This window comes from Flavobacterium sangjuense (assembly GCF_004797125.1).
GTDB lineage: Bacteria > Bacteroidota > Bacteroidia > Flavobacteriales > Flavobacteriaceae > Flavobacterium > Flavobacterium sangjuense.
Window position 1 is genome coordinate 1513505 of record NZ_CP038810.1, and the last position, 13747, is coordinate 1527251.

10 protein-coding genes are annotated in these 13747 nt (G+C 35.9%); 6 read left to right on the forward strand and 4 right to left on the reverse strand.

Annotation, left to right across the window (positions count from 1 at the left end; translation table 11 throughout):
* Window positions 1–41: 41 nt before the first annotated feature.
* The 6 genes from GS03_RS06635 to GS03_RS06660 all read left to right on the forward strand — a co-directional run bounded on the left by GS03_RS06635 (window position 42) and on the right by GS03_RS06660 (window position 9863).
* On the forward strand, window positions 42–491 hold the full coding sequence (locus GS03_RS06635; protein ID WP_136151769.1) for a hypothetical protein: 450 nt from the start codon (window positions 42–44) through the stop codon (window positions 489–491).
* 154 nt (window positions 492–645) lie between these two features.
* The gene (asnB, locus tag GS03_RS06640) at window positions 646–2319 is read left to right on the forward strand and encodes an asparagine synthase B (protein WP_136151770.1); all 1674 of its coding nucleotides are present in this window, start codon (window positions 646–648) and stop codon (window positions 2317–2319) included.
* 245 nt (window positions 2320–2564) lie between these two features.
* Entirely contained in the window at window positions 2565–4505 is a 1941-nt protein-coding gene (gyrB, locus tag GS03_RS06645; RefSeq protein ID WP_136151771.1) for a DNA topoisomerase (ATP-hydrolyzing) subunit B, read from the forward strand.
* A gap of 91 nt (window positions 4506–4596) precedes the next feature.
* The gene (locus GS03_RS06650) at window positions 4597–5532 is read left to right on the forward strand and encodes a malate dehydrogenase (protein ID WP_136151772.1); all 936 of its coding nucleotides are present in this window, start codon (window positions 4597–4599) and stop codon (window positions 5530–5532) included.
* A gap of 214 nt (window positions 5533–5746) precedes the next feature.
* Complete coding sequence (gene secDF, locus GS03_RS06655) at window positions 5747–8719, forward strand: protein translocase subunit SecDF (RefSeq protein WP_136151773.1); 2973 nt, start codon at window positions 5747–5749, stop codon at window positions 8717–8719.
* A 124-nt stretch (window positions 8720–8843) separates the two neighbouring features.
* Window positions 8844–9863, forward strand: coding sequence for a DUF6414 family protein (locus GS03_RS06660; RefSeq protein WP_136151774.1), 1020 nt, complete (start codon window positions 8844–8846; stop codon window positions 9861–9863).
* Window positions 9864–9933: 70 nt separating this feature from the next.
* On the opposite strand, the gene GS03_RS06665 is transcribed toward GS03_RS06660, so the two are convergent.
* The 4 genes from GS03_RS06665 to porX form a co-directional block, all read right to left on the reverse strand.
* Complete coding sequence (locus tag GS03_RS06665; protein ID WP_136151775.1) at window positions 9934–10320, reverse strand: DUF4258 domain-containing protein; 387 nt, start codon at window positions 10318–10320, stop codon at window positions 9934–9936.
* A 97-nt stretch (window positions 10321–10417) separates the two neighbouring features.
* The gene (locus GS03_RS06670; protein WP_136151776.1) at window positions 10418–11611 is read right to left on the reverse strand and encodes an alanine dehydrogenase; all 1194 of its coding nucleotides are present in this window, start codon (window positions 11609–11611) and stop codon (window positions 10418–10420) included.
* A gap of 45 nt (window positions 11612–11656) precedes the next feature.
* Window positions 11657–12064, reverse strand: a complete 408-nt coding sequence (tsaE, locus tag GS03_RS06675; protein WP_136151777.1) for a tRNA (adenosine(37)-N6)-threonylcarbamoyltransferase complex ATPase subunit type 1 TsaE — start codon at window positions 12062–12064, stop codon at window positions 11657–11659.
* A gap of 9 nt (window positions 12065–12073) precedes the next feature.
* A complete protein-coding gene (gene porX, locus GS03_RS06680) occupies window positions 12074–13627 on the reverse strand; it encodes a T9SS response regulator signal transducer PorX (RefSeq protein ID WP_136151778.1) in 1554 nt (517 codons plus the stop codon).
* Window positions 13628–13747 lie beyond the last annotated feature (120 nt).

Sequence of the window (13747 nt, forward strand, 5' to 3'; positions counted from 1 at the left end):
GAGTATATTTGCTTTACAGGATTTTTTTATTTCCAAATGGTATGACTTTAAAGCAACAAATTCTTCAACGTTACAAAGAAATGCTTCAGGACCGAATTGATGTTTTCCAGGACATGATTTCAGGTCTGACTATTGATGCGCAAAACGACGCTAAAGGTTCAGCTGGAGATAAGCATGAAACAGCGCTTTCAATGATGCATCTGGAGCAGGAAAAACTCAATCATAAGCTGAAAGAAATATTAGAGCAAAAAGCAATTCTCGACAAAATTGACGCATCTCAAATGCATAAAAAAGTAGCTTTGGGAAGTTTGGTAAAAGCCAATGGAATGCTACTTTTTATAAGCACCGCTTTGCCAAAATTAATTATTGAAGACAAAACCATTTTCGCGCTTTCGCCACAATCTCCGCTTGGAAGTAAATTGATGGGAAATGAAGCCAGTTTTTCATTTGACATGAATGGGAAACCTTATACTATTGAAAGTGTTTTATAACACTTTTTAACTCAAAACTTCCTTTTTAACTTTTTTAACTTTCATAATTTAATTATATTTTATTTTTTAGTTATAAATTGTAATTAAATAGTTTGTTATGTTTTTCATTTATAACTATTATTACATCTTTGCCCTATCAAAATAAATTTAGATTATGTGTGGAATTGTATGTGCTTTTGATTTAAAACAAAAAGCAGAAGTCTTAAGACCAAAAGTGTTGGAAATGTCGAAAATCATCCGTCATCGCGGTCCGGATTGGAGTGGGATTTTCAGTAATGAAAAGGCAATCTTATCGCATGAACGTTTGGCTATTGTTGATCCGGCTTCGGGAAAACAACCGTTGTTTAGTGAAGATAAAAGTTTGGTTTTGGCTGCCAATGGCGAGATTTACAATCACAGAGATTTACGTAAACAATTTGAAGGAAAATATAAATTTCAAACCGAAAGTGACTGCGAAGTTATTTTGGCCTTATATAAAGAAAAAGGCGTTCATTTTATTGATGAGATGAACGGGATTTTCGGATTCGCTATTTATGATGTTGCCAAAGACGAATATTTCATCGCTCGTGACCATATGGGAATTATTCCATTGTATATTGGTTGGGATCAAAACGGAACTTTTTATGTAGCTTCCGAATTAAAAGCTTTAGAGGGTTATTGTACCAAAATTGAATTATTTCCTCCGGGACATTATATGTCAAGTAAAGACGGCGAATTTGTGCAATGGTACAAAAGAGAATGGACAGATTATGATGCCGTAAAAGAAAACGCAACCAGCATTACCGAAATCAAAAAAGCATTGGAAGCAGCTGTTCACCGTCAATTGATGAGCGACGTGCCTTATGGTGTTTTGCTTTCCGGAGGATTAGATTCTTCTATTACTTCGGCTATAGCCAAAAAGTATGCGCAGAAACGAATCGAATCAGGCGATACAGTTGACGCCTGGTATCCACAATTGCACTCGTTTGCGGTTGGTTTAGAAGGTTCTCCAGATTTGGCTGCAGCCCAAAAAGTGGCAGACCATTTAGGAACCATTCACCACGAAATTAAATTCACAATTCAGGAAGGATTAGATGCCGTTCGCGATGTGATTTACAATATAGAAACTTACGATGTAACTACAATTAGAGCTTCCACACCAATGTATCTGATGGCGCGTGTTATCAAATCTATGGGAATAAAAATGGTATTGTCAGGTGAAGGTTCAGATGAATTATTCGGAGGTTATTTATACTTCCATAAAGCACCAAATGCCAGAGAATTTCATGAAGAAACGGTTCGTAAATTAAGCAAATTACACATGTACGATTGTCTTCGCGCGAACAAAAGTTTGGCCGCTTGGGGAATCGAAGGTCGTGTGCCATTTTTGGACAAAGAATTCATGGATGTCGCGATGCGAATCAACCCGCAGGACAAAATGATTAACGGAGAAAGAATGGAAAAATGGGTGCTTAGAAAAGCATTTGAAGATATGTTACCGGCAAGTGTTGCCTGGAGACAAAAAGAACAATTTAGTGATGGAGTTGGATACAGTTGGATTGATACTTTGAAAGAAATGGTAGCCAAAGAAATTTCGGATGAGCAATTAGCGAATGCTAAATTCAAATTCCCGATACAAACACCAACATCAAAAGAAGAATATTATTATCGTTCTATTTTTACCGAACATTTCCCAAGCGATGCAGCCGCTTTAAGCGTTCCTCAGGAAGCGAGTGTGGCGTGCAGTACCAAAATCGCATTAGAGTGGGATGAAGCGTTTAAAAACATGAATGATCCCTCAGGAAGAGCTGTGGCAAATGTCCACGATGATGCCTATATAAAAGCCTAAGAAAATCATTTAAAGAGATAAGGACAACCTTAAAAAGTAAGCTCAAGGGTAGTAGCTTGAGTTTTGTTTGAAGATTAGTTTGTTTGTTAAAAACGTTCGTCATTTTTGATGAGCGTTTTTTGTTGAAATCATGTCAAAAATGTTAATAACTTAAGGGTTTTAAGCCCAATTTTAAATAGGAAATCCTATGTGCTTTTGTATATTTGCTCGTTAGACAAAAAATAGATTTTTTACCATAAAATAATATGAGCGACGAGATTAAAAAGAACAGTTATTCGGCCGATAGTATTCAGGCGTTAGAAGGAATGGAGCACGTAAGAATGCGTCCTTCCATGTACATTGGAGATACTGGAGTTAGAGGTTTGCACCACTTGGTTTATGAAGTAGTTGACAACTCTATCGATGAGGCTTTAGCTGGACATTGTGACACGATTGGTGTTATTATAAACGAAGATAATTCGGTTACCGTTGAAGATAACGGACGTGGAATCCCGGTTGACATTCACAAAAAAGAAGGCGTTTCTGCACTTGAGGTTGTAATGACTAAAATTGGTGCCGGAGGAAAATTCGACAAAGATTCGTATAAAGTTTCGGGTGGACTTCACGGTGTTGGGGTTTCCTGTGTGAATGCGTTATCCGACCATTTGAGAGCTACGGTTTTCAGAGAAGGAAAAGTATACGAGCAAGAGTATGAAAAAGGAAAAGCGATGTATCCTGTTAAGCAGATTGGCGAAACAGACAAACGCGGAACTATGGTTACTTTCCATCCGGATAGAACCATCTTTACTCAAACAATAGAATATTCATATGATACACTTGCAGGACGTATGCGCGAGTTGTCTTTCCTGAACAAAGGAATTACGATTACGCTTACTGACAGAAGAGATGTAAATGACAAAGGCGAATTTGCTTCAGAAGTTTTTCATTCAAAAGAAGGATTAAAAGAATTCGTTCGATTTTTAGATAAAGGAAGAGAAGCTATCATTTCGCATGTGATAAGCATGGAGCACGAAAAAGGAGAAGTTCCTGTTGAGGTGGCTTTGGTTTACAACACCAGCTATTCTGAAAATATTTTCTCTTATGTAAATAATATCAATACACACGAAGGAGGAACGCATTTGCAAGGTTTCCGTATGGGATTAACGCGTACGTTGAAAAAATATGCGGACTCATCAGGTTTGTTAGATAAATTAAAATTCGAAATCACAGGAGACGATTTCCGTGAAGGATTGACCGCTATTATTTCGGTAAAAGTGGCTGAACCACAATTCGAAGGGCAAACCAAAACCAAATTAGGAAACAGAGAAGTAGTTTCTCCGGTTTCTCAGGCGGTTGCCGAAATGTTGGAAAATTATTTGGAAGAAAATCCAAATGATGCCCGAATCATTGTCCAAAAAGTAATCCTTGCGGCTCAGGCACGTCATGCGGCTAAGAAAGCGCGTGAAATGGTACAACGTAAAACCGTTCTTGGGGGTGGTGGTTTACCTGGGAAATTATCGGATTGTTCCGAACAGGATCCTGCAAAATGTGAGGTTTATCTAGTCGAGGGAGATTCGGCTGGTGGAACAGCAAAACAAGGGCGTGACAGAAACTTTCAGGCGATTTTGCCATTAAGAGGAAAGATTCTAAACGTAGAAAAAGCGATGCATCACAAGGTTTTTGAAAACGAAGAGATTCGAAATATATTCACCGCATTAGGGGTGACTATTGGAACTGAAGATGACAGCAAAGCGTTGAATTTAGAAAAACTGCGTTACCACAAAGTAATCATCATGTGTGATGCCGATGTCGATGGTAGTCACATTTCTACCTTAATATTAACGTTCTTCTTCCGTTTTATGAAAGAACTAATCGAAGGGGGACACGTTTATATCGCTGCGCCACCATTGTATTTGGTTAAGAAAGGAAACAAAAAAGAATACGCATGGAATGATGACCAACGTGATTTAGCTAACGAAAAAATGGGTGGAAGCGCCGCTATTCAACGTTATAAAGGTCTTGGAGAAATGAACGCAGAGCAATTGTGGGAAACTACAATGGATCCTGAATTCAGAACGCTACGTCAGGTAACGATTGATAGTTTGGCTGAAGCCGATAGAGTGTTCTCTATGTTGATGGGAGACGAAGTTCCGCCAAGAAGAGAGTTCATCGAGAAGAATGCGGTGTATGCTAAGATTGACGCGTAAAAAGTGGATTTGTGGATTTGGTTATTCGGTTATTCGAATTTCCTTTACACAAATAACCAAATTAAACAAATAACCGAATAAACATATTAAAATGAAAGTTACGATTGTAGGAGCAGGAAACGTTGGAGCTTCTTGTGCAGATGTTATCTCTTATAGAGGAATAGCAAGTGAAGTAGTAATATTAGATATCAAAGAAGGTTTTGCTGAAGGTAAGGCTATGGATTTGATGCAATGTGCAACTAATACAGGGTTTAATACTCAAATCACAGGTGTTACAAATGATTATTCTAAAACAGCGAATAGCGAAGTAGTAGTTATCACTTCCGGGATACCTAGAAAACCAGGAATGACGCGAGAAGAATTAATAGGTATCAATGCTGGAATTGTAAAGTCAGTTGCAGAAAACTTGTTGAAACATTCTCCAAAAGCTACTTTTGTAATTGTGTCTAATCCAATGGATACTATGACCTATTTAGCTTTCAAATCATTAGGTTTGCCAAAAAACAAAATCATAGGAATGGGTGGTGCTTTAGATAGTTCTCGTTTTAGATATTATTTATCAAAAGAACTAGACATACCATCTAATGATGTTTCAGCTATGGTTATTGGAGGTCATGGTGATACTACAATGATTCCATTAACACGTTTGGCTTCTTATAATGGAATTCCGGTTTCGGAGTTTTTGTCACAAGAAAAATTAGATAAAGTAGCTGCTGACACAATGGTTGGTGGTGCTACTTTAACCGGGCTTTTAGGAACTTCGGCTTGGTATGCTCCAGGGGCATCTGTGGCTTATTTGGTTGATAGTATATTAAATAACCAAAAGAAAATGATAGCCTGTTCGGTATTCTTAGAAGGTGAATATGGACAAAGCGATATCTGCATTGGTGTGCCATGTATCATTGGTAAAAATGGTGTAGAAAAAATAGTTGACATCACTTTAAATGCTGATGAAAAAGCAAAATTTGCGAAGAGCGCGGATGCGGTTAGAGCAATGAATGGTGACTTGAAATCAATCTTAGGATAATATTTATATACCTATATAAAAAGGCTGCAATTTTTGCAGTCTTTTTTTTGATATTAATCAGTAAAATATTGGTTAATCTTATCTATAATTATATATTTGCACGTTTCAAAAAAAGTGAGATTATTGTAAATCCAACTCTTTAGCTTCTAACGTTTTGAATTACAGTACATTTTTATAAAAAATAACAAACAAAAATTAATTAATTTTAGTAATAATGCAGAATAAAGGACTAGTTAAATTTTTCGCAATACTATTTGCATTGGTAAGTATCTATTCACTTTCGTTCACTTTTGTGGCGAACAAAGTAAAAGAGGACGCCAAAAACTTCTCAGCAGGAGATCCAGTAAAAGAAATTAAATATCTTGACTCAATTGGAAAGGAAAATGTTTTCAATTTAGGGTTTACTGAGTTTACGTATAACGAAGTAAAAGACAAACAAATCAATAAAGGTCTTGACCTTGAAGGAGGAATCAACGTAATTCTTCAAATATCTGTTAAAGATGTTTTGAAACAATTATCGAACAATTCTAAAAACCCTGTTTTCAACAAAGCATTAGAAGATGCCAGATTGAATCAAAGAGGAAATCAATCTTATCTTGATGCGTTTTTCGAAGCATTTGATGCCAATAAAGGAACTACAAAACTAGCTTCTCCTGATATTTTTGCAAACAGAAATCTTCAGGGACAAATCGACTTTAATATGACCGATGACCAAGTGAAAAAAGTCTTGGTTAAAAAAATTGATGAATCAGTTGAATCGGCTTTTGGTGTATTAAGAAGTCGTATCGATAAATTTGGTGTAACACAACCAAACATCGTTAAACTTGGACAAACAGGAAGAATCCTTATCGAATTGCCAGGTGCAAAAGATGTTGACCGTATCAAAAAATTAGTGTCAAGCAAAGCTGAATTAGAGTTCTGGGAAACTTACAAAGCAGAAGAAATGATGGGCTTTTTGCAAGCCGCAAACGAAGCTTTGAAAGCTACTGTTAAAAGCGAAGAGAAAGTTGCCGCAGCTAAACCTGCAGATTCGTTGACTAAATTATTGACGGATGATAAAGCTAAAGATTCAGGGGCTGTTAAAAAAGGAAACAATCCATTATTTGACAAATTCATTTCTCAAGGTGGCGGACCGGTTTTAGTCATTGCTTCTCCAAAAGATACTGCAATAATCAACTCTTATTTGAGAAGACCTGAAATCCGTAATTTATTACCGGCAGACAAGCGTTATGCAAAATTTGCATGGGGTAAACCAACGGTAGAAGTTAATGAGAAAACCAAAAAAGAAACTGAAACAGTTGAACTATATGCTTTAAAAGGTAACAGAGAAAATGTTGCTCCAATGAGTGGTGGTGTTATTGTTGACGCTAGAGATACGTTTGACCAAATGGGTAAGCCAGCGGTTTCTATGCAAATGAATGGTGCCGGAGCAAGAGTTTGGGAAGAATTAACAGGAAGAGCTTTTACACAAAAAAGTTATATCGCTATTGCTTTAGATAATGTGGTGTATTCTGCGCCTGGAGTTACTTCCGGACCAATTTCAGGAGGAAGATCAGAAATCACAGGAAGTTTTGAAGTGGCTGAAACTAAAGATTTAGCAAACGTATTAAGAGCCGGTAAATTACCTGCTGCTGCTGAAATTATACAATCAGAAGTGGTTGGACCATCATTGGGAGAAATTGCGATTCACGCAGGTTTAATTTCTTCTATAGTAGGTTTCCTTATGGTATGTTTATGGATGATGTTCTATTACGGAAGGGCAGGTTGGTATGCTAATGCTGCTTTGATATTGAACTTATTATTCTTGTTTGGTGTAATGGCAAGCTTTGGTTTCGTATTAACATTACCTGGAATTGCGGGTATCGTTCTTACATTAGGAACTGCGGTTGATGCGAACATCATTATATACGAAAGGGCAAAAGAAGAACTCCGCGACGGAAAAACATTAGGAGATGCTGTAGTTTCTTCTTATGGATGGAAAGGTGCGATGCGTTCCATCATTGATGCGAACGTAACTCACGTTTTGACCGGAACTATCTTATACGTTTTCGGAACTGGATTAGTACAAGGATTTGCTTTGACACTTTTAATTGGTATCGTAACTTCATTGTTTACATCAATCTTTATAGCAAGAATCTTTATTGATAGAGATATTGCTAATAATAGAAAATTGACATTCACAACCAACCTTACTAAAAATTGGTTTACAGGTTTCCATTTTGATTTTATCGGAATTAAAAAATGGTCTTACTTATTCTCTACAGTAGTGGTAATTGGAAGCTGTATTTCTTTCTACGTTAACGGATTGGATCAGGGTGTTGATTTTGTTGGTGGAAGAACATTCCAGGTGAAATTTGAAAAACCGGTTGAGTCTACTAAAGTGGCTGAAGAATTATCTGCAGCGTTTGGTACTACAGTAGAAGCAAAAGTTTTTGGTAGCGATGACCAATTAAAACTTACAACGAAATACAAAATCCAGGAAGAAGGTGTTGCTGTTGATAAAGAAGTAAATGAGAAGTTATTTGCTGCTTTGCAAAAGTATTATAACCCAGGTTTGACTTATGATAAATTCATCAATTTATATGATGGAAAAACAGTCGGAGTATTGCAATCCTCTAAAGTAGGTGCAGCGATTTCTGCGGATATTAAAACAAACTCATTCTGGGCCGTTTTAGGAGCTATGTTTGTAGTTTGTTTATACCTTGTGATTTCATTCCGTAAATGGCAGTATTCTCTTGGAGCTTTAGCTGCTGTTGCGCATGACGTTATCTTTGTATTGGGAGTTTACTCTTTATTATACAAATACATGCCGTTCCACATGGAAATGGATCAGCACTTTATAGCTGCTATCCTGACGGTAATTGGATACTCAATGAACGATACCGTAATTGTATTTGACAGAATTAGAGAGTTCCTTGCGGGAGACAAAAAAGGACACTTTAAAGATGTCGTAAATGCGTCTATTAATACCACGCTTTCAAGAACATTGAATACCTCATTAACGATGATAATGGTATTGTTAATCATGTTCATCTTTGGTGGAGAATCAATCAGAGGATTTATCTTCGCGATGTTGATTGGTATCATAATCGGAACCTATTCTTCATTGTTTATTGCGACTCCGGTATTGGTTGACTCAATGAGCAAAAAAGATGTTGCAGATATCGAAAAAAGACACGGTAACTAAGTTACTTCGTTTATAAAATAAAAGGGTTGTCAGTTTGGCAACCCTTTTTTTGTTAGATTTGTTTTGGATAGACTTATATATATGTTGTGCGCAAGCTTCTTCAAAATTCTTAAAATAAACATCAATGAAATCAATAAAGGATTTAATATATTTTGATTACGACAAAGCTAAATCAATAAGCAGCCAATTAAGTGGTGGATTAATTAGTGAAATAACTAGAGCAATTGAAGAAGAAGGAGGATTAAATTCTGAGATTGGATTTGATATAAAATTTGTAAAGGGAAGTGTTGGAAGTTCTGCAAAAGACAAAACAATAAAAACGGAACGAATTGAACTATATCATGAATTACTGAATGATGTTGAAAATAAGCTTACTGAAAAAAATGTACTTAATGATTTAAACATTTTACTAACTACATCATTCAATGATTTTTTAGAAGAAGTTCCTAACTATAACTACATAAAGGCTTCGGGATGGAGTTCTTTTGAAGATTTCAAAAGATTCAAAGAAATAATGTCAAATTTCAATGAAATACAAAGGTTGATATATGCATCTGTTCTTGAAAACTCTCCAGAAATAATTGCTCAAAAGAAAGAAATAAATGAACTTAAAAGAGGTCTTGCAAAGGCAAACAACGTTAAAGAACTAGCCAAATTAAAGGCAATTGAAAAGCAATTTGATAAAACGTTAGAAGAATTTTCAGAAGCTAAACTTTTAGATGAAACTTTTGTAGAAAGAGTTAAGACTTTTTTAGACACTTTTTCTCCGAATAGATTGAACTTTAGATTAGCTCCATTTGATTTATTTCCTGAATTTCAAATATTATCTAATTTAAAAAGCCAGTATCTTGTTAATGGAAATTTTGAAAATGTAATATTTACTTATGGTAGTAGGCCAAACATTAAACTAACTGTGTTTGGCGTAATTACTTCTTGTCCGAGAAAGAAAGATATAAGAGTTGATTTAAATGATGAGTTTTTAGGATATGAAGATGAAGAATTAACAGAAGCAGTTGCTTATGATAAAATTTTTAGAAATGTTTTTTCATCTTTTGAAGGCTTTGAAAAATTCTTTTTTGTGCCAAGCTATCCAAAAATTGCAATAAGTCCAATTGCAATATATAGAGAGGTAATAATTGAATAAATCTAGTTTATAACTGTGGTTTTAAGCAGATCCATGAGCACTACAAAATCAAAACAAAAAAGCCAAACTCTTAGTTTGGCTTATCATTTTTAATAATGTTTCTCAGTACCGCTTTTTCAGGATAATTGATGACTTCTAAGGTGATATCTTTGTTCTTGCTGGTTTTTCCATAAATGATATATAATTTTCCGCCTTCTTCTTTAATATTGCTTTTGTCAAAATCGACATCGCCATAAGTTAAAACGTTTTTGATATCTGTCGTATCAACCCAGTCTTCTGAAAGTCTTCTCGACGCTTCAATATCATACAAAAACGGCTTGTTTCTGAGGTCATTTAAAACTCTGGCATTCGGGAAATAATTGCAACGAGTATCTTTTCCGCTCCAAACCGCGGCGACAAAAAAACAACCAATAACCAAACCTATCAGATAGTAGGCAAAACGTTGGTAAAACTTCATAGTAAATTAATTTTCGGCAAAAGTAATCAAATGTTTTACTATGAACATTGGTTCTGTGCTAAATTTTACACTACTGTCATTTCCGCGCAGGCGGAAATTAGAAAACAATCAAATTAATATCATTATCCGGAAGATTGAACCAATCGCCAATAGCTTTGTTAGTCAAAATCCCATGATACAAATAGACACCGTTTTTCAAACCTTTGTTGCAACGAATGGCACTTTCCAAGCCACCATCTTCGGCGATTTGGAGTAGGTAAGGCGTGATGATATTACTGATAGAAAGCGAGGCCGTTTTAGAATAACGCGAAGGAATATTCGGCACGCAATAGTGAATGATGTTACTCTTGATAAAAGTCGGATTTTCATGCGTTGTTACTTCCGAAGTTTCAAAACAACCGCCGGTATCAATACTGACATCTACAATCACGGCACCTTTTTTCATGTGTTCCACCATTGTTTCGGTAACGACAACCGGACAACGCTCTTTGCCGCGCAATGCTCCAATCGCGACATCGCATCGGCGCAAGGCTTTTAACAATGATTTTGGTTGTATAGTCGACGTAAATATTCTTTGATTTAAATTGTTTTGCAGTCGGCGTAATTTGGTTATCGAATTGTCAAAAACTTTCACATTGGCTCCTAAACCTAAAGCCGTTTTGGCGGCAAATTCTCCTGCAGTTCCTGCACCAAGAATCACAACATCAGTAGGAGGAACGCCTGTAATATTGCCAAGCAATAAACCTTTTCCGAATTCGTTGTTAATCATCAGTTCGGCCGCAATCAAAACGGACGCTGTTCCAGCAATTTCGCTTAACGATTTTACAGCAGGGTACGAACCATCTTCATCTTTGATGTATTCAAAAGCAAGTGCGGTAATTTTTTTCTTGGATAAGGCTTCGAAGTATTCTTTTTTTCGTGTCTTCAATTGAATCGCAGAGAGCACGATGGCGTTCGTGTTGACTAATCCGATTTCTTCCATCGTTAAAGGCTCAACCTTTAAAATCATTGGGCAGCTTAATACTTTCTTGACATCTTTGGTAATGGTTGCTCCGGCATCGCTGAATTCTTTATCGGTATAACTCGCACTCAATCCCGCACCCGATTCAATCATTACTTTGTGTCCGTGTGACGTAAGCGAATTTACAGCATCAGGCGTTAAACAAATACGTCTTTCCTGATAAGAAGTTTCTTTTGGAATTCCGATAAAGAGTTCACTTTTATGACGATATACTTCTAATTTTTCCTCTTGAGGTAAAAGCTGCTGCTTAGTGAAAGGTGTAATAGCCATACTGCACAATTGTAATTTTGCTCCAAATTACAAAAATTTATTCAATTATGTCAATCTTAAATTTCTTTTACCATCAACAGATTCATACAAATTGATGGTTGAAAAATCATCAGGAAGCAAATTCGGAATTTTTTCTGCCCATTCGATAAAACACCAGTTTCCGGAATATAAATAGTCTTCAATTCCCATATCTAAGGCTTCGATTTCCGATTTCAATCGGTACATATCAAAGTGATATACTTTTAGATTGTCATCGGCCTGGTATTCATTTACCAGAGAAAATGTTGGGCTGCTGGTGGCATCAGTCACACCCAATTCTTTTGACAACGCTTTAATCAAAGTTGTTTTACCAACGCCCATACTGCCATGAAAAAGAATGACTTTATGGGGTTTTTCAAGTATAATTTTTTTGGCTACCTGGCGTATTTCGTCTAATGAAAAAATGATTTCCACTTCACTATTTTATTTGGGATTAAAAACTAAAAACGGAACAATCATTTCTTCTAGAGAAATTCCTCCGTGTTGATACGTATTTCGATAATAACTTACATAATGATTGTAATTATTAACATACGCCAAAAACAAATCGTTCTTCGCAAAAATATAGGAACTACTCATGTTGATGGTTGGTAACCCAATTTTCTTTGGATCTCTAACCGCATACACATCTCTATCTTCATAAGTCAGGCTTCTTCCGGTTTTGTAGCGCAAATTCAGGCTGGTGTTTTTATCGCCAATAACTTTGGAAGGATTCTTTACGTTAATCGTTCCGTGGTCGGTTGTGATTATCAATTTGAAACCTAATTTCTGAGCTTGTTGAATGATTTCCAAAAGCGGTGAATTTTTAAACCAGCTCAATGTTAAAGAGCGATACGCTTTATCATCGGAAGCCAATTCTTTTACCACATCCATTTCGGTTTTGGCATGCGATAACATATCTACAAAATTGTAAACGACCGTAACCAGATTATTGTCTTTTAATCCTTTGAAGTTTTCGGCTAATTTTTTTCCGCTGGTCAAATTGGTTATCTTGAAATAATCCTGTTTGATATTCAATCCCAATCGTTTTAAATGTGCGGTTAAAAATTCGGCTTCATACAGGTTTTTTCCGCCGTCTTCTACATCGTTTTTCCAATATTGCGGAAACTGTTTTTCCATTTCAATTGGCAATAAGCCAGAGAAGATTGCATTTCGCGCATATTGTGTTGCAGTTGGCAAAATGGCATAATAAGGAACTTCTTTTTCCAGTTTGTAATGATTGGCAACCACACTTTCCATAGCTTTCCATTGGTCATAACGAAGGTTATCTATGACAACAAATAAAACTGGCTTGTCTTTTTTGACCAATTCAGGAACGACTAATTCTCTGAAAAGCGTGTGTGATTGAACCGGTTTGTCGGCTTTGGGCTCGAACCAATCTTCGTAATTGCGCTCAATGAATTTACTAAACTGCGCATTGGCTTCTACCTTTTGGCTTTCGAGGATTTCAACCATACTTTGATCGTTGATGTTTTCTAATTCCAATTCCCAAAAAATAAGTTTTTTATAGAGTTCAACCCAATCTTCATAGCTGTTTACCATGGCCATTTCCATAGCAATTTTGCGGAATTCCTTTTGATAATCCAATGTTGTTTTTTCAGAGATCAATCTTGAATGATCCAGGTTTTTCTTCAAACTCAACAATATCTGATTTGGATTTACGGGTTTTATCAAATAGTCGGCAATCTTGGAACCAATAGCTTCTTCCATGATATATTCTTCCTCACTTTTGGTAATCATAATCATTGGAGTAGAAGACTTTTTTTCTTTCATTTCAGAAAGCGTTTCCAAACCACTCATACCAGGCATATTTTCATCCAGAAAAACAATATCAAAGTTACCATCTTCAAAAGCATCAACAGCATCTCTACCATTGTTGAAAGCAGTTACCTTGTAGTTTTTCTTTTCCAGAAATAAAATATGCGGTTTAAGTAAATCAATTTCATCATCAACCCATAGAATTTTTATAGTATCCATATTTGTTATATTGTTTGACGCAAATTACTACATTATAAAACGTAGTATTATTAAAATTATTATAAATGTTGAAATTAATTTCAACTCTCAAAGGAATGTTAAAGTGTATTTGACTTTGAT

What these genes read in the sequence shown, in the direction of transcription:
- GS03_RS06635 (WP_136151769.1), top strand. Translation starts at nt 42, where the DNA reads ATGACTTTAAAGCAACAAATTCTTCAACGTTACAAAGAAATGCTTCAG.
- asnB (WP_136151770.1), top strand. Translation starts at nt 646, where the DNA reads ATGTGTGGAATTGTATGTGCTTTTGATTTAAAACAAAAAGCAGAAGTC.
- gyrB (WP_136151771.1), top strand. Translation starts at nt 2,565, where the DNA reads ATGAGCGACGAGATTAAAAAGAACAGTTATTCGGCCGATAGTATTCAG.
- GS03_RS06650 (WP_136151772.1), top strand. Translation starts at nt 4,597, where the DNA reads ATGAAAGTTACGATTGTAGGAGCAGGAAACGTTGGAGCTTCTTGTGCA.
- secDF (WP_136151773.1), top strand. Translation starts at nt 5,747, where the DNA reads ATGCAGAATAAAGGACTAGTTAAATTTTTCGCAATACTATTTGCATTG.
- GS03_RS06660 (WP_136151774.1), top strand. Translation starts at nt 8,844, where the DNA reads ATGAAATCAATAAAGGATTTAATATATTTTGATTACGACAAAGCTAAA.
- GS03_RS06665 (WP_136151775.1), bottom strand. Translation starts at nt 10,320, where the DNA reads ATGAAGTTTTACCAACGTTTTGCCTACTATCTGATAGGTTTGGTTATT.
- GS03_RS06670 (WP_136151776.1), bottom strand. Translation starts at nt 11,611, where the DNA reads ATGGCTATTACACCTTTCACTAAGCAGCAGCTTTTACCTCAAGAGGAA.
- porX (WP_136151778.1), bottom strand. Translation starts at nt 13,627, where the DNA reads ATGGATACTATAAAAATTCTATGGGTTGATGATGAAATTGATTTACTT.